Source organism: Streptomyces spororaveus, assembly GCF_016755875.1.
GTDB lineage: Bacteria > Actinomycetota > Actinomycetes > Streptomycetales > Streptomycetaceae > Streptomyces > Streptomyces spororaveus.
On sequence record NZ_BNED01000005.1, the window covers coordinates 595,193 to 615,731 of the forward strand.

15 protein-coding genes and 1 pseudogene are annotated in these 20,539 nt (G+C 73.2%); 10 read left to right on the top strand and 6 right to left on the bottom strand.

The annotated features are described in order from the left end of the window. Window positions 1–11 precede the first annotated feature (11 nt). Window positions 12–1,709, top strand: a complete 1,698-nt coding sequence (locus Sspor_RS05360; RefSeq protein ID WP_202198012.1) for an alpha/beta hydrolase — start codon at window positions 12–14, stop codon at window positions 1,707–1,709. A gap of 17 nt (window positions 1,710–1,726) precedes the next feature. On the opposite strand, the gene Sspor_RS05365 is transcribed toward Sspor_RS05360, so the two are convergent. The 5 genes from Sspor_RS05365 to Sspor_RS05385 form a co-directional block, all read right to left on the bottom strand. Next, window positions 1,727–2,473, bottom strand: coding sequence for a CPBP family intramembrane glutamic endopeptidase (locus Sspor_RS05365; RefSeq protein ID WP_202198013.1), 747 nt, complete (start codon window positions 2,471–2,473; stop codon window positions 1,727–1,729). A 151-nt stretch (window positions 2,474–2,624) separates the two neighbouring features. Further along, complete coding sequence (locus Sspor_RS05370; RefSeq protein ID WP_202198014.1) at window positions 2,625–3,128, bottom strand: nucleoside deaminase; 504 nt, start codon at window positions 3,126–3,128, stop codon at window positions 2,625–2,627. Window positions 3,129–3,695: 567 nt separating this feature from the next. Then, the gene (locus Sspor_RS05375; protein ID WP_202198015.1) at window positions 3,696–4,892 is read right to left on the bottom strand and encodes an NAD(P)/FAD-dependent oxidoreductase; all 1,197 of its coding nucleotides are present in this window, start codon (window positions 4,890–4,892) and stop codon (window positions 3,696–3,698) included. Further along, complete coding sequence (locus tag Sspor_RS05380) at window positions 4,889–6,313, bottom strand: FAD-dependent oxidoreductase (protein ID WP_202198016.1); 1,425 nt, start codon at window positions 6,311–6,313, stop codon at window positions 4,889–4,891. The genes Sspor_RS05375 and Sspor_RS05380 overlap by 4 nt, the downstream gene beginning before the upstream one ends. Then, window positions 6,310–7,749: an FGGY family carbohydrate kinase gene (locus tag Sspor_RS05385; RefSeq protein WP_202198017.1), complete on the bottom strand. Its 1,440-nt coding sequence runs from the start codon at window positions 7,747–7,749 to the stop codon at window positions 6,310–6,312. The genes Sspor_RS05380 and Sspor_RS05385 overlap by 4 nt, the downstream gene beginning before the upstream one ends. 400 nt (window positions 7,750–8,149) lie before the next feature. Here Sspor_RS05385 and Sspor_RS05390 point away from each other — a divergent pair, with 400 nt between their 5' ends. After that, a complete protein-coding gene (locus Sspor_RS05390) occupies window positions 8,150–9,130 on the top strand; it encodes a hypothetical protein (RefSeq protein WP_202198018.1) in 981 nt (326 codons plus the stop codon). A 224-nt stretch (window positions 9,131–9,354) separates the two neighbouring features. After that, window positions 9,355–10,779, top strand: coding sequence for an amino acid permease (locus tag Sspor_RS05395; RefSeq protein ID WP_254722475.1), 1,425 nt, complete (start codon window positions 9,355–9,357; stop codon window positions 10,777–10,779). A gap of 29 nt (window positions 10,780–10,808) precedes the next feature. Here the strand turns inward: Sspor_RS05395 and Sspor_RS05400 are convergent, their stop codons facing one another. Further along, on the bottom strand, window positions 10,809–11,489 hold the full coding sequence (locus Sspor_RS05400) for a macro domain-containing protein (protein WP_202198020.1): 681 nt from the start codon (window positions 11,487–11,489) through the stop codon (window positions 10,809–10,811). A 359-nt stretch (window positions 11,490–11,848) separates the two neighbouring features. Here Sspor_RS05400 and Sspor_RS05405 point away from each other — a divergent pair, with 359 nt between their 5' ends. The 7 genes and pseudogenes from Sspor_RS05405 (at window position 11,849) to Sspor_RS05435 (ending at window position 20,509) form a co-directional block, all read left to right on the top strand. Beyond that, window positions 11,849–13,468: an ADP-ribosyltransferase domain-containing protein gene (locus tag Sspor_RS05405; RefSeq protein WP_202198021.1), complete on the top strand. Its 1,620-nt coding sequence runs from the start codon at window positions 11,849–11,851 to the stop codon at window positions 13,466–13,468. 67 nt (window positions 13,469–13,535) lie between these two features. Further along, window positions 13,536–14,129: a TetR/AcrR family transcriptional regulator gene (locus Sspor_RS05410; RefSeq protein ID WP_202198022.1), complete on the top strand. Its 594-nt coding sequence runs from the start codon at window positions 13,536–13,538 to the stop codon at window positions 14,127–14,129. After that, window positions 14,126–14,971: an alpha/beta fold hydrolase gene (locus tag Sspor_RS05415; protein ID WP_202198023.1), complete on the top strand. Its 846-nt coding sequence runs from the start codon at window positions 14,126–14,128 to the stop codon at window positions 14,969–14,971. Before Sspor_RS05410 ends, Sspor_RS05415 begins: the two co-directional genes overlap by 4 nt. A gap of 41 nt (window positions 14,972–15,012) precedes the next feature. After that, window positions 15,013–16,200, top strand: a complete 1,188-nt coding sequence (locus Sspor_RS05420; protein WP_202198024.1) for a D-alanyl-D-alanine carboxypeptidase family protein — start codon at window positions 15,013–15,015, stop codon at window positions 16,198–16,200. 61 nt (window positions 16,201–16,261) lie between these two features. Continuing rightward, window positions 16,262–16,720 (top strand): annotated as a pseudogene (locus Sspor_RS05425) (VOC family protein); the annotation flags it as partial. Window positions 16,721–16,911: 191 nt separating this feature from the next. After that, the gene (locus Sspor_RS05430) at window positions 16,912–17,991 is read left to right on the top strand and encodes a PP2C family protein-serine/threonine phosphatase (protein ID WP_237403679.1); all 1,080 of its coding nucleotides are present in this window, start codon (window positions 16,912–16,914) and stop codon (window positions 17,989–17,991) included. Window positions 17,992–18,079: 88 nt separating this feature from the next. Beyond that, window positions 18,080–20,509, top strand: coding sequence for a SpoIIE family protein phosphatase (locus tag Sspor_RS05435; RefSeq protein ID WP_237403680.1), 2,430 nt, complete (start codon window positions 18,080–18,082; stop codon window positions 20,507–20,509). Window positions 20,510–20,539 lie beyond the last annotated feature (30 nt).

Here is a 20,539-nt window from a genome sequence, read left to right on the forward strand (position 1 = left end):
GCCGGGGCACCATGGCCGTGGAGGACGCCATGAACCAGGACCCGCAGGTACCTCCCGCGCAGGACGAACCGGTACGCGAACACCGTCTGCTGCCCCGCCTGACGCTGCCCGGCTGCTGGGGCGCGCTCCTCCTGGCCTGTCTGTCCTTCACTCCGTCACTGCTCCCCCGCGGCGGCGTACTCCAGGGCCTGATCTGCGGTATCAGCGCGGCCATCGGCTACGGGCTGGGCGTGGTCGCGGCGTACGTGTGGCGCGCCTTCGCCGACCGGGACGCACGCAGCGCCTCCCGCCGGTCGTGGCTCGTCCTGATCGTCGGCGCGGTCGTGCTCTTCGGCGTCTCGTTCGGGCTCGGCCAGTACTGGCAGCACCAGATCCGGCTGCTCATGGGGGTCACCGACTACAACGTCCTCTTCACCGTCGCCTGCCCGTTCGTCGCGGTGCTCGTCTTCCTGCTCCTGCTCCTGGCCGGGCGGGGGCTCCGGGCCCTGTACCACCGGGCCGCCGACCTGCTCGGGCGCTGGATCGGCAGGCGCGCCGCGCGGGTGGTCGGCTGGATCCTGGTGGCGGGCCTGGCCTGGGCCGCGTTCTCCGGGCTGCTGCTGAACGGCTTCGTGAACGCGTCCAACGAGGCCTTCTCGCTGCGCGACACGGAGACCCCGGAAGGCGTGCACCAGCCCACCTCGGCGCTGCGTTCGGGCGGGCCCGGCTCGCTGGTGCCGTGGGACTCGCTGGGCAGGGAGGGCCGGGCGTTCGCCGACGGAGGACCGTCGGCCCAGGAGATCGGCGCGTTCACGCACCGTACGGCGCAGGAGCCCATCCGCGCCTACGCCGGGCTGGAGACCTCCGACGACACGGAGACCCGGGCGGCCCGGGCGGTCGCGGACCTCGAACGGGCGGGCGGCTTCGCACGCGAGAACCTGCTCGTGATGACCACCACGGGCAGCGGCTGGGTGGATCCCGCGGCTGTGGACTCGTTCGAGTACCTGGGCAACGGCGACGCGGCCACCGTGGCGATCCAGTACTCCTACCTGCCGTCGTGGATGTCGTACCTGGTGGACCAGTCCAAGGCGCGCGCGGCCGGCCGCGATCTCTTCGACGCGGTCTACGACAAGTGGTCCAAGCTGCCCCAGGACCGGCGCCCGCGCCTGTTCGTGGCCGGTGAGAGCCTGGGGTCGTTCGGCGGTGAGACGGCCTTCAGCGGGGAGGCCGACCTGCGCAACCGCACCGCCGGCACCGTGTTCGCCGGCCCGCCCAACTTCAACACGCTGTTCCGCGAGTTCAGCGACCACCGCGACGCCGGCAGCCCCGAGATCGGGCCCGTCTACCGGGAGGGGCGGACGGTCCGCTTCACTGACGACCCGGCCACCGGGACGCCTCCGGCCGACCGGCCGTGGGACGGCCCGCGGGTGCTCTACCTGATGCACCCGTCCGACCCGATCGTCTGGTGGAGCCCGAACCTGGCCTTCACCGAGCCCGACTGGATCGGGGAACGGCCCGGCTCGGACGTGCTCGAAGCCATGGTCTGGATTCCGTTCGTGACCTTCTGGCAGGTCACCGCCGACCTGCCGTTCTCGACCGGTGTTCCGGACGGCCACGGCCACACGTACAAGGCCGCGTACGTCGACGCCTGGAAGGACATCATGCGGCCCGAAGGATTCACCGCGCAGGACCTGAACGAGCTGAAGGGCATCGTCTCGCCGCCGAGCTGAGTCCGTCCCGCCGCCGGTCAGCGCAGCAGGTACCCGACGAGGTAGCCCAGCGCGTTGACCGCCCAGTGCAGGCCCATGGGAGCGAGCAGGCTGCCGCTGCGGCGGCGCAGCTCGCAGAACAGGACGCCCGCCGCAGCCGTGAACAGTACGGCCCCCAGCACCGCCAGCACCACCCCGAGCCCGGAGTCGCCGACGACCGAGTTCACGGCCGGTTTCGCGGTCGCCAGGTGCAGCGACGGCAGCACGTGCCACAGCCCGAACAGCCCGCTCGACACGGCGGTCGCCCCTACGACCCCCCGCACCCGGAGCACGAGGCCGTAGAGCACACCCCGGAAGGCGATCTCCTCCACCAGGACCGTGCCGACGGGGACCAGCACGAAGGCCCGCAGCAGTACCTCGCCGCCGTCCATCGCCTCGTACCGCCGGTCCTCGAACAGCCCCCTGGTCGCGGGCAGCAGGGCCCCGGCCAGGTAGACGACGGCGACCAGGCCGGTCAGGGCCAGCGCCCAGCGGGCACCGCGGGCCCACGTGTCCCGGGCCAGGCCCGCGTCGGCGAGGGTACCGCCGGCCCAGCGCAGGACACCGAGCAGCAGACCGCTGACCAGGACGGCCGTCACCAGGCTCCACGGGCCCGTCCAGCGGTGCAGGGCCTGATTGGCGGCGGCGAGCACGGTCACCGCGAGTCCGACGGCGGGCCAGGTACCGATGCGTCGCGGGAGGCGGGGGTGCCGCCGCCCGGCCTCATCGTCGGTGCTGCGGGGCATGCGGACGCACCTCGGTCAGGACGACTGGTCGGTCCGCATCATCTTGCACCCTCGGCGGTCGGCGACGGGGCAGTGGCGCCGCCGACCGGGCTGTTCCTGGACGTTCACTTCGTGTGTGCGCCGCCGGCACGTCGTGGCGTCCGCACGGGTCTCAGTAGTCGATGCGGTCGGCCTTGGCCACCCATGCGTCGAACGGCGCCGTACGGTTGGGCAGGTCCAGGTGCTCGACCGCCAGCGGCCACTTGGACGCGGGCTGCTTCTCGAACAGGTCGTAGAACTTGCGGTCGTCGAATCCGGCCACCGCGGCGTCGTGCCGGTCGGCGGCGAAGACGATCCGGTCGACGCGCGCCCAGAGGGCCGAGGAGAGACACATCGGACACGGTTCGCACGAGGTCACCAGGACACAGCCTTCGAGCGAGAAGGTGCCCAGCTCCTTGCAGGCGGCACGCATCGCGCTCACCTCGGCGTGGGCCGTCGGGTCGAGGGTGGAGGTCACCCGGTTGTTCCCGATCGCCACGATCTCGCCGCCCTTGGCGACGAGGGCGCCGAACGGACCACCGCCGTTCGCGACGCTGTTCGTGGCCAGTGTGATCGCCTCGTCCAGCCAGGTGCGCTCGAGGTCCTGGATGTCGGCTTCTTGGGTGTGCGCGGTCATGGTCACTCCTTAGGAGACGGTGGGGGTGTTCCCTGGTGCACCAGGGGCTACGGGTGTGGCTCGCGGGTACCGCCCGGCGCCCGGGTATCCGGGGATCGGCGCAGGAGGCGGTACCCGCGGTGGATCGCTACGGCCGAACGCCGGCGACGGGCTCCGCTGCGAGCGCGGTGCGGGTCGGGTCCGCCGCCGGCGATCGGCCGGAAAACGTCTCGCTCAAGGCTTTTCTCCCCCGCGTGATGCATCGTGTGTGAGGAGTACACAGGCAACCGAGCGGAGTCAGGCAGGGACGGAAGACATGAAAACGTCCGCTGGCTGAAACCTACTCTTCGTACAGATCTACAAAAATCGTTCGCGGCGCGTGATATGACCTCTGGTCAATGGTCCGGCCCGACCCGTCGCGGAAGCGAACATTCCTGGTGAGCGACGCAGTTGAGCAGGGTGGACGACCCCGGCGGCCACGGGCGACGGAGCCGCCGTCGAGGGTTCCGCGCTCCGCCCGGCGGCGGGAGGACGACGGGCAGCGCGTTCCGGTTCGCAATGCGGTCGCGGCGCGGGACGTCGAGGCCGTCAGCCGAGGCCGAGGACGACCGGTCCGCCCGACCGGTCGACCCGGTCCATCCATCCCGGAGGCAGCCGCAGGGACCGCGATGGCGGCATCCTGACCGGGAACCGCCGGCGCCACAGCAGGCTGCCGTCCTGGGCGGCTGTCAGCACCGGGGCGGTCAGCGGCTCCCCCGACCGGAGCAGCAGAGGGCGCCGCGCGATGTCCGTGAGCCGGTTCGGCACCACCCACACCAGCGGGGCCCGGACGACGAGCGGTGGACCGGGCTCCGGCCATGGCGCCCCCGAGAGGCGGGCCAGGACCGGGGCCGCGGCGGCGGCGCCCTCCGCGAAGGCGGTGGCGGCGGATTCGACGCCGTGGAGGGCGTTGCCGACGGCGAAGACCCCCGGCACCGACGTACGGAAGGACGCGTCCACGGAAGGACCGCGGGTAGCCGGATCCACGGCGATGCCGCCGCGGCGGGCCAGCTCGTGGTCGGGGATCCAGTCGCCGGTGAAGACCACCGTGTCGCAGGCGAGGACCCCGGTGCGCCCGTCCGCGTGACGCACCGCCACGCCCGACAGGCGGCCCCGGCCGCGCAGTTCGCCCACCGTCGTGGCCGTGAGCAGCGGAACTCCCGGCACGGCGGCGCCTCGGGAGCGCTCCGTGACCACGGCCACCACCTGCGCTCCCGCCCGGCGCAGCGTCCGTACCGCATGGCGGGCCACGGGCTCGGCGCCCACCACGACGGCCCGGCGGCCGACGTCCTGGCCGTACAGGTGGACCGACTGCTGCAGCTCCCCGGTGGTCAGCACCCCCGCCGGCCGGGAGCCCGGCACGAGCCGGGCGCTGCGGGGGCGCTCACGGGCGCCCGTGGCGAGGACGACGGCGCGGGCCGTGATCCGCTCCAGGCCCGCCGGGCCGGTGGTCTCCAGGGTCAGCGGGCCGGCCCAGCCCGTGGCACTGACACCGGTACGGAGCACGGCCCCGGCCGTCACCGCCGCCTGGGCGGTCCGCCGCGCGTACGCCGGTCCGGTGAGCCAGGGGCGCCGGGGCGCCCCGAATCCCCCGTGGTGGCAGTGGCGCGGCACCCCGCCCGCGTCCTGCTCGCGCTCCAGGACCTCGACGTGCCCGGCGCCCGCGCGGGCGAGGCGGGCGGCGAGGGCCAGCCCGGCGGGGCCGGCGCCGACGACGAGGACGTCGACCGTGCGGGCGCGGCTCACCGGCGGGCCTCCTCGAACAGCGCGCGGACGGCGGCCCCGCAGTGGAATCCCTGGCAGCGCCCGCCCCGTGCGCGGGTGCGCCGCCGCAGGCCGTCCGGCGAACCGGGCGGGACCGCCGAGGCCAGCGCGTCGCGGATCTCCCCGCGGGTGACGCGCTCGCAGTGGCAGACGATGCGGCCGTACTCCGGGTCCCGCGCGATCAACTCCGCGTCGCGGTACGGCCGGAGGAAGGCCTCGCCCAGGTTCGGCATCCGCACCGGCACCAGGTCCCGGGTCCCCGCCACGGGCAGACCGCCCTCGGCGAGCAGTTCCACCACATGGGCGGCGATCGCCATCGAGGCCGTCAGTCCCGTGGAACGGATCCCGCCCACGGTGACGTACCGCTGCGCGGGGTGGGCCCGGATCGCGTAGTCCTCGTCTCCGGTGGCGGCCCGCAGGCCGGCGTACACGGCGGTGACCTCCTCCTCCAGCAGGGCCGGCAGGATCCGGCGGCCCTTCTCCCGCAGCAGCGCGAGCCCTTCGGCGGTCGATCCGGTGTCCGTCCTGTCGTCCAGGTCCTCGGCGGTCGGCCCGAGCAGTACGTTCCCGTACACCGTCGGCGACACCAGTACCCCCTTCCCGAGGGCGCCCGGTACGGGGAGCAGGATGTGACGTACGAGGCCGCGGGCGAGCTCGTCGAAGACGATCAGCTGGCCTCGCCGGGGCGTCACGGCGAAGTCCGCGTGGCCGAGGAGCCGGTCGATCGCGTCGGCGTACAGACCGGCCGCGTTGACCAGGTGCCGGGTGCGCAGCGCGCCCCGGTTCGTGGTCAGCGTGGTCGGGGTGCGCGTTCCGTCCGAGGTGATGTCCTGGACACGGCAGTTGAGGTGCAGGTCGACGCCTGTGCGGACGGCCTGCGTCGCGTAGGCGAGGGTGGTGGTCCAGGGACAGATGATGGACTCCCCCGGTACGTCGAGCGCTCCCAGCGCCCCGGGTCCGAGCCGCGGTTCGCGGGCACGCACCTCCTCGGCCGGGATGATCCGGGCCGAGCGGTGGCCGTTGCGCACGGCCTTCCGCGCGAGGCCCGGCAGTGCGGCGAGCTGCTCCTCGTCCCAGGCGACGAGGAGCGCCCCGAGCGGTTCCACCGGGATCCCGGTCTCGGCGGCGTACGCGGAGAGCAGCCGGTGGCCCTCGCGGACGAGCCGGGACTCCAGGGAGCCCGGCACGGCGTCGAAACCGGTGTGCAGGATGGCGGTGTTGGCCTTGGAGGTGCCGTCCCCGACGTCGTCGGACGCGTCGACGAGGGCGATCCGCAGCGGGAGCCGGGCCAGTTCGCGGGCGATCGCCGTGCCCACCACGCCGGCGCCGACGACCGTCACGTCGTACTCCCCGCCCGGCAGGGCGCCGCCGGTCGTGACGGCGCCGCCGGTGGTGCCGGTCATGCCGGTGCGTCGTCGAGCAGGGCGGAGACCGCCGCGCGGAACCGTGCGCGGCGCTCCGCCGCCTGCGCCGCGCCGGCCCGCGGCTCGTAGACGGCGGACGGCTTCCACTCCGGGACGGCTTCGGCGACGGTGAGCGAGGGATCGAGCCCGAGCCGGGCGACGGCGCCGACGCCGAGCGCGGTGACGTCGGGCAGCGCCGACACCTCCACGGGGATGCCGAGGAGATCGGCCTGGGCCTGCATGAGCAGCGCGGAGCGGGTCAGTCCCCCGTCGACGCGCAGGGCGGCGAGCGGGGCGCCCAGATCGGCGGCGACCGCGTCCGCGAGCTCCGCCACCTGGGCCGCGACACCGTCGCACAGGGCCCGCACCAGATGCCCGGCGGTGGTGTCGAGGCCCAGGCCGGTGAGCGAGCCCCGCAGGTCGCCGCGCCACCACGGAGCGGCGAGCCCGGCGAGCGCGGGAACGAAGGTGACGCCCCCGGCGTCCGGGGCGCTCGCGCCCACGGTGTCGATGTCGGCGGCGCCGGAGATCACGCCCAGGTCGGTGAGCCAGCGCACGGCGGAGGCGGCCGTGTAGACCTGCCCGTCCAGGCAGTAGCTCGTCCGGCCGGCGAGCCGCCAGGCCACGCAGCCCACGAGCCCGGAGGTGCTGCGCAGGGGGCGCGACCCGGTCTGGGCGAGGAGGAACGCGCCCGTGCCGTAGGTGCACTTGGCGGTGCCGGGCTCGGTGACGCTCTGGGCGAGCAGCGCGGCCTGCTGGTCCACGAGCAGGCCCGTCAGCGGCAATGCGGGGCCGAAGGCGGTGGTGGTGCCGACGTGGGTGTCCGCGTCGACGACCTCCGGCAGCCGCTCACCCGTGAGGCCGAAGGCGTCGAGGGCGGCGTCCGACCAGCGCGTGGTGTCGAGGTCGAGCAGCTGGGTGCGGCCCGCGGTCGCCGCGTCGGTGACGAACGCGCCGGTGAGGCGGTGCACGAGCCAGACGTCGCTGGTTGTCACGACGCCGCGCCGGGTCAGGTGGCGGCGTATCCAGGCCATCTTGGGGGCGGCGAAGTACGGGTCGAGCGGCAGACCGGTGGTCTCCCGCAAAGCCGGTGCGTGCGGGGCCAGTTCGGTGCAGAGCTGTTCGGCGCGCCGGTCCTGCCAGACGATCGCGTCGGTCAGCGGTTCGCCGGTCGCCGGGTCCCAGGCGAGGACGGTCTCTCCCTGGTTGGCGAGGCCCACCGCCACCACGGGCTCGCCGGCCGCGGCCAGTGCGGCGCGTCCGGCGTCGACGACCGAGTCCAGCAGCTCGCCGGGAGTGACCTCGACCCGGCCGCCGGGCAGGTAGCGGGGCCGTACCGGGGCGGATCCGGAGCCGATGACCCCGCGTAACGGACAGACGACCAGCGCCTTGGTCCCCGAGGTGCCTTGATCGACAGCGAGTACCGGGCCCGTCATCACCACTCCGTCCCTGCTGTCGCCTTGATCGAACGTCCGCCGGAAGCCTTGCCCAGCGGGCGGCGCCCGTCAAGATCCGCCCACGGCCGTCCCCCGGCACTGACGCATCCTCATATGCCGATCGTGGCTTGATACTTACGTTCGAACAGAGATCTGGATGCGTATGCTCCTGATCGCCATATAGTGATCGCCGATCAACGGGCAGCGACATCGGCCGTGGGTCAACGGCGGGGGTTCTACGGACAGTTCTCGCATGGTTCACGCATCCCTGGCACCGGGCACCGCTGCCGCACGGCAGCCGGCGGCCGGATGGACCCACCTTCCATGCGATCCGAGGACTGATGATCACGACCACCGCAGAACGCCCTCGCCCGGGCCGCCCGTCCACCGGGACGAGGTGATGGCAGGCGGCGATTTCCGGCCCGTCTACCACCCGGCCGGCCACGACAAGGAGCTGCGTTCGGCCGCCCAGGACCTGCGCACCGGCCGTTGGGTGGCGATGGCGCGCTTACTCGAACGTACCGACAACTGGGGGCTGTGGACCCAGCGCACCCAGGTCCTCGCCGCCGTGTCCGCCGGATCCGACGTGGTCCAGGCCTGGCGGGCCGAGGAACCGCACAGCGTCGCCGCACTCGTGATGCACACGCGCGTCTGCGTCGAACGCGCCGTCCGCGCCCACCGCGCCGGGCACCCGCGCACGGGCGAGCTGTGGCAGGAGGCCTGGTCGACCTGCCGGGAGGCCGCCCGCATCAGCCCCGCCGACCCCGTGCCCTGGGTCTGCCTCCTCGCCCTCGCCCTCCTCGACGAGCAGCGCCAGATGGCCGAGCACCGGGTCGCGCCGCCCGGCCCGATGCTGCCACCCGGCCCCTGGGGCATCCTCGCAGAGGCCGACAAGCGCGACCCGCACAATCGCGAGGCCTACCACCGCATGCTCCAGTTCGTGTACGCGGGCACGCCCGGACCGCTCTCCGAGGCCGCCAACTTCGTCCACTGGGCCTCCGGTTCCGCGCCGCCGGGTTCCGCCGTGCACGTACTGCCGCTCTACGTACGGGTCGAGCGCTACCGCCGCGAGCGCGGCCAGGAGCGGGCCCTCGACCTGCACTGGGTCGCCGAGGACGCGGTCCGCGACGCGCTCCACGCCCTGGAGACCTGGTTCGAGCACGCCGACCTGCCGACCGCCTCCCCGCTCGATCTGAACCAGCTCGCCCACGCCCTGTGGGGAGCCCTCCAGTTCGAGGAGGCGGCCCGCGTCTTCGACACGATCGGCCCGTACTGGACCACGCTGCCGTGGGCCCTCCGGACCCGCGACCCCGCCGACCGCGCGCTGGCCGAGGAGGTGTTCCTGCAGGCCAGGTCCCGCAGCCTGGCCGGCCGGAACTGACCCCCACCGCCGTCCCCCACGGCGCAGACCCCTCGCTCCACCCGCACCACCCAGGCCGCACCCGCACCCCCGTGCTCCACCGTCCCCGTGCTCCACAGACCCCCGGAGGTACCGCCGTGTCCAGAACCGAATGGGCAGCCCGCCAGGATCGCAAGGCCCCACCCCAGCAGGACGAGGAACAGCGGCTCAGGGAACTCGGCTACCAGCCCGTCCTCGCCCGCCGGATGGGCGGATTCGGCAACTTCGCCATCAGCTTCTCGGTCATATCCGTCCTCTCCGGCTGCATGACGCTGTACGGCTTCGGCATGGGCTCCGGCGGCCCGGCCGTGATGCTGTGGGGCTGGGTCGGCGTAGGCCTCTTCGTCCTGTGCGTGGGTCTCGCCCTGGCCGAGGTGACCAGCGCCTACCCCACCTCCGGCGCGCTCTACTACATGGCCGACCGGCTCGGCGGACGCCGCTGGGGCTGGTACACGGGCTGGCTGAACCTGCTCGGCCTGCTCGGCGCCATCGCCGGCATCGACTACGGCGCCGCCCTGTTCACCGGCGCCTTCCTCAACCTCCGCTTCGGGTTCGTGCCCACCCCCGGATCGACGTTCCTGATCTTCCTGTGCATCCTGCTGCTGCACGCCGCGCTCAACCTCTTCGGGGTCCGCCTCGTCAGCGTGCTCAACTCCGTCAGCGTCTGGTGGCACCTGGGCGGTGTCGCCGTGATCGTCGGCGCCCTGGCCTTCGTCCCGGACAACCACCGATCGGCCTCGTTCGTCTTCACCGAGTTCGTCAACGACACCGGCTGGGCCAACCCGTTCTACGTGGCGGCGGTCGGCCTGCTGCTCGCCCAGTACACCTTCTCCGGCTACGACGCCTCCGCGCACCTCTCGGAAGAGACGTCCAACGCCTCCGTCTCCGCCGCCAAGGGCATCGTCCGGGCCATCTGGGTCTCCTGGATCGCCGGTTTCGCCCTGCTCGCGGGCCTCACCTTCGCCATCCAGGACTACGCGGCGGTCCAGGACAGCGCCACCGGCGTCCCGCCCGCCCAGATCTTCATCGACGCACTGGGCTCGGGCGGCGCCACCGCGCTGCTCCTCGTCGTCATCGTCGCGCAGCTCTTCTGCGGCAATGCCGAGGTCGCCGCCGCGAGCCGGATGGTCTTCGCCTTCAGCCGTGACAACGCCCTCCCCGGCTCCGCCCTGTGGCGCAAGGTCAGCGGCCGGACCCAGACGCCGGTGCCGGCCGTATGGCTCGCCGTCGCCGTCGCGGGCGTGCTGGCCCTCCCCTCGCTCTACTCCGCCACCGCCTACGGGGCCGTGACGGCCATCAACGTCATCGGCATCACTCCGGCCTACGCCATCCCGATCTACCTGCGCCTGCGCGCCGGCAACCGCTTCGAGCCCGGCCCCTGGAACCTGGGCCGCTGGAGCAAGCCGATCGGCTGGATCGCCGTCGTCTGGGTGGCGCTCGTCACCCTCCTCTTCTGTCTGCCGCAGAAGTCCCCCGTCACCATCGACTCGATGAACTACGCCGTGATCGCCCTGGCCGTGGTCCTGGTCCTGGCCAGCGTCTGGTGGTACGTCGCACGCCGCTCGTACGGCACCCCGGCGGCCTACGGCAACGCCCGCGAACAGGCGGAGATCGCCGAAGACATCGTCTGATCCGGCCCGGCCGCCCCGCGGCCGGCCGGTCAGCGGCGGCCGGCCGTGCGCCGCTGCGGGGGCGCGATGCGCACCCGCTTCTCGACGGGCCCGCTCTCGAGGTCGTCGAGCTGCGCGAGGACCGTCTGGCGCAGGTCGTCGTAGTCGTCGAAGCGGAAATCGTTGAAGAGCGTGTAGCCGGTCCACATCAGGTTGGCGCAGACCCGGGCCGGCACCCGGCCGGTCCGGGCTCCCATGCCGACCAGCGCCACCGACCGGATGCTGCCCGGCGCTTCGGCGTTCTGCAGGTGGATCGCCTGGAAGGCGGCCGCGCACGCAAGGGCGACGTTCAGGGTCTCGCGCACGTTCTGCGAGGACTGCTCCATCGTCGGCGTCGATATCAGGAACTTCGGCTCGACCGCCCCTGACGCGACGCACACCGCGCTTCCCACGGGGAGGCTTCCCGCGAACCGGGCGCGGATCGCACGCTGCACACGCAGCTGGATGCCCGCTCCCAGATGCCGCTTGATGACCGCGTCGACCCCGCCGTCCATCCGGCCCCGGGAGTTGGTCGGGCTGACCCAGGCGTCGACCGCCTCGTCGAGGATCGAGCCCTGGCGGATCTCGATGCCGGGAGTGTCGGCGAACGCCGCCCGCCACGCCTGGACCACCTCCGCGTTGACGTCGGTCAGCACCACTCGCAGCGGCGACGGCACACGGTCCACACTCATGTTCTGCTCCGATCGGAAAAGGGTCGAAGGGGTTCCTGCCCTGCTCAAGGACGCTACCGCGAGCCACTGACAACGCCCCCGAAGGCGACGGACGATGACGTCCCGTCACGATTGCGCGCCTCCCGGCCCGGTGTTAGCCTGCCGCCAGATTCCCGTCGGCCACGCCTCGACGCCCGAGGCCGCGGACGAGCGCCGACCGCCTGCCCACGCGTATTCCTGCTACGCGTACGGGCCGTTGCGGCCGCTCGCGCCGGTTTGAGGACCCGACACCTGACACCTGAGATCTGAGACCCGCACGGGCGGCTCGCCCGTGTCCTCATCGTGCCCGCCGGCACGGTCCGACCACTCGGAGCACTTCCATGAGCGACGCCGCACCCTCCCCTGCCCAGCCCGACGCCGACGACCCGCTGGGCCTCGCCGAACTGTTCAAGGGCGGTGGTGAGCCGTGGCTTCCGCTGCTGAAGCCCGTCATCGAAGCGCAGCCGGACGCCGCGGCGTTCATCGGCCCCGGCCGCGGTCCCGAGACCGTCCCCGTGCGCGAACTGACCTTCCAGGCGCTCAAGCCCAACCCGCCGCACAAGTGGAAGGTGGTCGTCTTCGGTCAGAACCCGTACCCGCGGCCCGAGAGCGCCACCGGCATAGCCATGTTCGACAACACCTTCCACGACTGGACGGACAGCCAGTTCGGGAGGGTCGTCAGCATCCGCTGCATCATCAAGGCGGCGGCGATGTGGAAGTACGGGATCGTGAAGAAGACCCCCATCGCCGACGTGCGGTCCCTGCTGAAGGAACGGGACACGGTCCAGCCGCCGGAGTGGTTCCAGGCGATGCTCACGCAGGGCGTGCTGCTGCTGAACGCGGCGCTCACCGCGGGCAGCGACGGGGCGGCGGGCGTCGACCGGCACACCGCCTTCTGGCGTCCGGTGGCCGAGCGGATCGCGGAGGAGATCCTCAAGGCCAAGCAGAACGCCGCCGAGGAGGACCGCGGTGTCGTCTTCGCCTGGTGGGGGGCGCACGCCCGCTCCCTGAAGAAGGTCGTCCTGCGGCTCCAGGAGAAGTACCCCGAGGTTGAGGTACGCCACATCGACCACCCCAACCCCGCCGCGCAGGGCGACGTCTTCTGCGACGGCGACCACTTCGGCATGGTGAACGACGCCCTCGCGTCGCTGGGCGCCGACGCGATCGACTGGCTGCCGAGCAAGGGGTGGAACGCGGCGCTGCCGGCGGCCGGCGGAGCGGACGGCGATGTCGCCGAGCGCATGGGCGCGTTCATCTCGTCCACCATGGAACTGCACCAGCTGTACCTGGACCGGCTCGCGAGCGTCAAGGACGAAGGGCTCGTCCTCCCCGCGATCAGCGGCGTGTTCGACACCCCGCTGATGGGCTTCCAGGACGCCGTCACCCCGGTCGTCGAGGTGCTGTCCAGCCTGGACCGGCACGTCAAGCTGTCCCACGAGTTCGGCCTGGGGCGGGCGGACGGGTCGGCGGACGGGCTCTCCGCCGACGCGATCGCCGCGCTCCACCTCTACACCTGCGAGTCCGCGTTCTACCGGGAGATCAACGCCGTCCTGCGCTCCCCGGACCGTGCCCGGCTCGTTCCGTACCTCCCGTACCTGCGGCTGCTGTTCTCGGCAGTGGCGGAGCTGCCGGTCCGTACGGAGCCGCTGTGGCGCGGGGTCGCGCTGGACCTGCGGGCCCAGTATCCGCTCGGCCGGACGGTGACCTGGTGGGGTGTGTCCTCGTGCACGTCCGAGGTCGGCGTGGCCCGGGCGTTCCTCGGTGGGCGGGGCAGGCGGACGCTGTTCGAGGTGACCCCGGTCCGGGCGGTCGGCATCCGCAGGTTCTCGGCGTTCACGGGTGAGGAGGAATTCATCCTCGCCCCGGGTACGCAGCTCAAGGTGACGGACGTGAAGAGCGAGCGCGGCGGCCTGTGCACGGTGCGGCTGGCCGAGCTGGAGGAGCAGACCCTCGTCTCCTGAGCGCGTTTCCCCTTTGCGTTCCTAGGGGTCCTAGGTTAAAACTAGGACCCCTAGGAACGGAGGGTTCATGGCACGGGCAGGGCTGACGGCGGAGCGGGTGACGGTCGCGGGCGCCGAGTTGGCCGACGAGGTCGGACTCGACCGGGTGACGATGTCGCAGGTGGCCCGGCGGCTCGGCGTGAAGGATGCGAGCCTCTACGCGCACGTGCGCGGCCTGGAAGACCTGCGCGGACGGATCGCGCTGCTGGCGGCGGACGAGAAGACCCTCCGGATCGCGGAGGCGACGGCCGGGCGGTCGGGCAAGGACGCGCTGGTCGCGTTCGCCGACGCCTGGCGTGCCTACGCGCACGCGCATCCGGGCCGCTACACGGCGACCCAGACCCCGATCCGGATCGACCCCGAGCTGGCCGCGCGGGCGCCCGGACCGCGCCGTGCCGTCGAGCTGACCTACGGCATGCTGCACGGCTACGGTCTGGCGGAGCCCGACCTGACCGACGCGGTCCGGTTGCTGCGCAGCACGTTCCACGGGTTCGTCGCCCTGGAGGCCGCGGGCGGGTTCGCGCACGAACGCTCACCGCAGCGCTCGTGGATCCGCGCCCTCGACGCCCTCCACACCCTCCTGGAGCACTGGCCCGCACCCCGAGAAGGAGACCCCTCGTGACCCACCCGGACCTCGGCAGCCTGCGCGTGGACGGCGCGACCCTGCACTACGAAGTGCGCGGCCAGGGCCCGCTCCTGCTGCTGGTCCCCGGCGGGACGGGCGGCGCCGCCGCCTTCGACGGCATCGCCGACGGCCTGGCCGCCGAGTACACCGTCGCGACCTACGACCCGCGCGGTATGTCCCGGAGCCCGCTGGACGATCCCGAGGCCGGGCAGCACGTGGCCCAGCACGCCGACGACGCCTTGCGGCTCGTGGACCTGCTGTCGCCCGGTGAGCCCGCCCGGGTGTTCGGCACCAGCTCCGGCGCGATCGCCGCCCTGCACCTGCTCACCGCCCGTCCCGACCGCCTCGCGCGCGTCGTGGCGCACGAGCCCCCGGTCGTGGAGGTACTGCCGGACGCCCCCGCGCACCGGGTGTTCCTCGCACGCGTGCAGGAGACCCTCGATGCCCGGGGGCTCATGCCGGCGATGGCCGAGTTCGCCGCCGGGCTGAGGAAGGAAGGCGGCCCCGCGGGGCCGCGGGCGGCCGAGGCCGGGCTTCCGCCGCAGGCGGCGGCACGGGCCGGGCGGACGATGGCCGGCCTGCCGTACTTCCTCGGCCGCATCGTCCCCGCCTTCATGTCCTACGTCCCCGACGTTGAGCGGCTGGAGACCCTGTCGGACCGGCTCGTGCTCGCCTGCGGCCAGGACTCCCGCGGCGAACTCCCGTACCGTCCGGCCGCATTTCTGGCCGAGCGCCTCGGCACGGAGCTCCTGCACTTCCCCGGCGGACACATCGGCCTGACGACGCACCCCGCCGGCTTCGGCGAGGCCGTCCGGAAGGCCTTCCTCCGGTCGGCGTAAGTGTCGCTGCGCGCGGCCCGATGCATTTCTACGCTGGATGAATGAGCATCAGATCCTCCGGGCGCAGGACCGGCACGGGCGCGGCGGCTCTCGCCGTCGGCGCATCGGTTCTCCTCGTGCCGACGGCCTCGGGCGCCACCCCGGCCGAGCCGCTGCCGCCCCGACCGGCCTCGTCCGTAGACGCATCGCTGTTGCACCGCTCCGGGACCCACGTACGGGCACGGCAGGGGGCGCCCGCGCTGCCGGACGATGTGTCCGCCCTGTCGTGGCTGGTGGCGGACGCCGGTAGCGGCGCCGTGCTCGCGGCGCACGACGCGCACCGCCGGCTGCCGCCGGCGAGCACCCTCAAGACCCTCTTCGCCCTCACCGCACTGCCCCACCTGCCCGGATCGAGCCGGCACACGGTCACCGACGCCGAGCTGGACGAGGTGCCGGAGGGAAGCAGCACGGTGGGGCTTTCCGCGGACCACACCTACCGGGTGGCCGACCTGTGGCGGGGTGTCTTCCTCAGCTCGGGCAACGACGCCGTGCACGTGCTGGCCGCGATGAACGGCGGCTGGGACGTCACGTCGGCGCAGATGCAGGCCAAGGCGCGCGCCCTGGGCGCACGGGACACGACCGTGGTCTCCCCGGACGGCTTCGACGCGGACGGCCAGGCCTCCTCTGCCTTCGACCTCGCCGTCTTCGGCCGTACGGGTCTCGCCGATCCGGCCTTCGCCGAGTACGCGGCGACCGCCGACGCCCGCTTCCCCGGCGGTACCCACACCGACGGCAGTCCCACCTGGACGTACGGGATCGAGAACACCAACCGGCTCGTGACCGGCCAGGACGGGCTGGGCCGGTACCCGGGGATCATCGGGGTCAAGAACGGCTACACCTCCCAGGCGGGTTTCACCCTGATCGCGGCCGCGCGCCGGGACGGCCGCACTCTGGTGGCGACGGTGATGAACCCTCAGTGGGGCGGCGCGAACGCCGTGTACGAGGAGGCGCGGTCGCTGCTGGACTGGGGATTCGCCGCGGCGGGCCATGTGGACCCGGTCGGATCACTGGCTCCCCCGGCGCTGCCCGAGGCTCCGCCCCCGGCGCCGTCCCCCGCCGCCCGCGCCGCCACGGCGCACCCGGTCCGGGTCGGTACCCCGATGGTCTACGGCATGGCGGCCGCGCTCCTCGCCGCGGTGGCGGCCCTGGTCGGCGCGGCCGTCCTGCGTCGCCGCCGAAGCCTGCCGTGAGCCGCCCGGCCGGCTCGATCTCGGGGCACCCGACGTCCGCGCGGCCGCCGCCTTCTAGCGACCCCCTGGGGGACAGTTCGCCGTCTGGCAGCCGGGGAGGGACCAGGGTGTCGAGCTGGTGGACGCACCGGGCTCGCTGTGCTGGACCGAGCTGTACACGACGGACGCCGCGGCCGCGAAGGAGTTCTACGGCGGCCTCTTCGGCTGGCGGTTCGGCGACATGGCGCTGCCCGGCGGCGGGGGCGCCTACGCCCTCATCACCCCCGCCGGGCTTCCGGAGGAGCGGATGCACGGCGGCCTCATGGAGCTCCCGGCGGAGCACCTCACCCTCGCTCAGGGGAGGCCGTACTGGCACCCCGTCTTCGCCGTCGCCGACTGCGACGCAGCGGTCGCCGCGGTGACCGGGAACGGCGGCCGTGTGCAGATGGGGCCGCAGGACGCGGAGGGGGTGGGCCGTCTCGCCGTCTGCCTCGACCCCGCGAACGCCGACTTCGTGGTCCTCACACCGGTCCGCGGCTGAGGCCGGGCGGCCCGGCAGCACTCCGCGAGCGCCGGCGGCGGCCGTGGCCGCAGGTCCTCGGGGGCGGTCCGCCGGAGTGGCGGCCCCCGGTCCGGGCGAGGCAGTCTGTACTCATGAGAGCGCCCTTGCGCTCGCCTCCTGGACCGCGAGCCGATGGCCACCACCAGGTCCTTTTCCTCTTGGCGGAGTGCGTGCCCTTCGCGATCGCCCTGCTGGTGCTCCTCGTCGAGTTCACACCCCTGCACGTCCTCTACACGGGCCCCCTGCTGGTCGCGACCCCCGCTCTGGCGGCCGTGACGATGGGCCCCCGGGGCACGCTCGCGGCGGCGGGGGTGGCCGTCGGTGTCAGCGTGACCACCGCCAGCTACAACGGGGCCTGGGGCAGCCAGCAGGTCTACACGAACTTCCTCGCCCTGTTCCTGGTGTCCGTGGCGAGTTTCCTGACGAGCCGCTCCGCGCGCACGCGTACGGAGAACGAGCTCAACCAGGTCCGCCGGATCGCCACGGCCGCCCAGGAGGTCGTCCTGCGGCCGGTGCCGGACCGGCTGGGCTCGGTACGGGCGGCCAGCATGTACCTGGCTGCCGAGACCGGCGCGCAGATCGGCGGCGATCTGTACGACGTGGTGCAGACCCGGTACGGGGTCCGGATGATCGTCGGGGACGTCCGGGGCAAGGGACTGCCCGCCGTCCGGGCCGCCGCGATCGTGCTGGGCGCGTTCCGGGAGGCCGTGCACTACGAGGACGACCTGGTCGAGGTCGTCAACCGCTGCGGAGCGGCCCTGCGGCGGGACGCCGCCGTCTCGGGCGCCGGCGGTGCGGACGCCCTCCTGGAGGGATTCGTCACCGCCCTGGTGGCGCAGGTCCCGGACGGCCCGCACATCGAGGTGATCAACCGCGGCCATCCGCCACCGCTGCTGCTGTCCGGCGGCTCGGTGCGGCCCCTCATGCCCACCGTTCCCCTGCCGCCCCTCGGTCTGGAGGAATTCCTCGCCGGTCCTCCCGTGCGGGCGGAGCGCTATCCGTTCGTGCCGGGGGACCGGCTGCTGCTGTATAGCGACGGTGTCATCGAGGCCCGCGACCAGGAAAAGATCTTCTTCGACCTGGCCGGGGCCATGGTGAGCATGTGCGACCTCACCCGGGAGGCGTTCCTCACGGGCCTGCACCAGGCCCTGATCCACCACACCCGCAACCGCCTGGCGGACGACGTGGCGGTCGTCGTCGTCGACCGGTGCGAGGACGAGGGGAACCGCTCGGCCGGAGGTCCGACGTAGTGCCCGTGGACTCGCCCGGACGGTCCGGGACGCGACAGCATGGAGAGAGCGGTCGGCGAGATGCCCTCGGGAGGAGGTGCTACGGACAGTGACCAGTCATCGCTTCTCGTTCTGCGGGGCCGAGCTCGCCGCTGTCTACGTGGTCGCCGACCAGGGCAGGGAGCTCCATCTCGCCGAGCTGACCGGAAACCGCGGCGTCCTGTACGGACTGCCGGCGATCCTCGCCGTGGCCGGCCACTCCCCCGCCGCCAATGCCTTCCGCTCCGGCCGCCCGCTGTGGCTGGCCCCCAAGGAACTCGCCACGTTCATCGAGGAGGACCCCCACCACTTCCCCACCCGCGTGCGGGACGGTGACCCCAACTCACCGGCCAGGATCTCGCTGGGCGCGCTGCCGCTGGGGTACGACGACCAGGAGCTCGGGTGCCTGATCGTCGCCGGGCAGGCCGGGGACGGCTTCAGCGCCGACGACCGCAGCCTGCTGGAGCTCTACGCCGACCAGGTGGCCACGGGACTCGAATCGGTCGCCGCGCGCTTCGCCGGACGCAAGGCCCCGCAGGCTCATCTGGGGCAGTCGCTCGTCCCCGACCAGGGCGGCGCGTTCATCCTGGAACTGAGCACCGGCCGGATGGAGGCCCACGCCCACGTGCTGGAACTGCTCGGACTGCCTCCCGAGGAGTTCGACGGGCAGGTGGAGACCGTGCTCGCCTGCGCCGTCCCCGACGACATGCCCGCGCTGATGGCGATCGTGGAGCCGAACCGGCTGGCCGCTGCCGGACAGCAGCTGGCGTTCCGCATCCGCCGGCCCAATGGCGAGCTGCGCTGGCTGGGGCTGCGGTGCCGCGTGGAGGTGGGCCCCGACGGCACCCCGCAGCGCGTCCTGGGTGTGGTGGCCGATGCCACCTATCTGCGGCCCAGCGCCGACGAGGTCTCCCTCGTCCAGCGGCTTTCGGCCACCCTGGCGGGGGCGGCGACCATCCGGGAGGTCAGCCGGCTGGTGGTCGCCGCCCTGCGCGAGCCGCTCGGCGCCTCCCGGGTCGCGGTCGGCGAACTGGAGCCCGAACGGCTCATCGTCACCGCCCTCGACCCTCCGGAGCCCGATGCCTGGCCCGAGGTGTGGCGTTCGGAGTGGCGGTCCGATTGGCCCGACGTGGCGCTCAGCGACCTGCCCACCCTGCAGAGCGCGCTGCGCGGGGGGCACCTGAGCCTGTGGCCGCCGGGCGCCGATCTCGAACCCGGGCTGCTGGGCGTCGGGCCGGGTGGTCTGGCCGTGCTGCCGCTGCCCGCCGACGGCCGGATGGTCGGGGTGTGTCTGGTGGGGTGGGACACGGAGCACCGGTTCGGGCCGGAGGAACGGTCGCTGCTGACCGCGGCCGCCGGGCTGGTGGGGCAGGCGCTGGTACGCGCCCACGCGCTGGACGCGGGCCACGAGCTCGCCACCATGCTCCAGCGCAGCCTGCTGCCCCGGAAGCTCCCGGAGCTGCCGGGCGGGGTGGCGGTGGCCCGCTATCTGCCCGCGACGGCCGGGCTGGAGGTCGGCGGCGACTGGTACGACGTCATTCCGCTCCGCGACGGGCATGTCGCGTTCGTCATCGGGGACGTACAGGGGCACAGCGCGGGAGCGGCCACCATCATGGGCCAGATGCGTACGGCGGTCAGGGCCTACGCGGTGGAGGGCCACCCGCCCGACGTGGTGGTCGCGCGGGCCAACCGTCTGCTCGACGGCATGGAGACGGACCTGTTCGCCACCTGCGGGTACGTGGACCTGGACATGGAGGAGGGCATCGCCCGGGTCGTACGGGCCGGCCATCTGCCGCCGGTCCTGCGTCATCCCGACGGGGTCGCCGAGGAGATGGCGGTCGAGGGCGGCCCTCCCCTGGGTGTGCTCGCGGAAGCGGAATTCCCCATGACGGAGGTGGGGCTGGTCCCCGGCACCCTGCTGGTCCTGCTGACGGACGGCCTGGTCGAGTCCGCCAGGCTCCCCCTGGACGAGGGCATGCGGCGGGTGTGCGACGTGCTCGCCGCGGCCGACCCGGTCGACGTCGGAGGGGTCGCCGACGAGTTGGTCGTCGGTGTGGGCCGCCGCGACGACGACGTGGCGTTGCTGCTGCTGCGCTACGACGGCCAGGGAGACCGGCCCAGGCGCAGTCACTGGACGGTGTGGCGACTGCCCAACGCGGTCCTGCACGCACGCCGCTTCACGGCGCGCACCCTGCGGTCCTGGGGCATGACGGAGGAGGTCGACGAGGCCCTGCTGGTCGTGTCCGAGCTGGTCACCAACGCGATCGCGCACACGCAGGGCGAGGTGGGGATGGATCTGACCCTGTCCGCGGACCGGCTGCGGATCGCCGTGAACGACGCGTCGCCTCGCAGCCCCGTCAAACCGGTCTGGGTGAGCTGGGAGTCGACCGGCGGCCGCGGGCTGCTCATCGTCGACGCGGTGACGACGGCCTGGGGCTCGGTGCCGCTCAGCGGCGGCAAGCAGGTGTGGGCCGAGATCCCCTGGCGCCGCGACGCCTGACCCTGACCCGACGTCCGCCTCCGCGCCCGC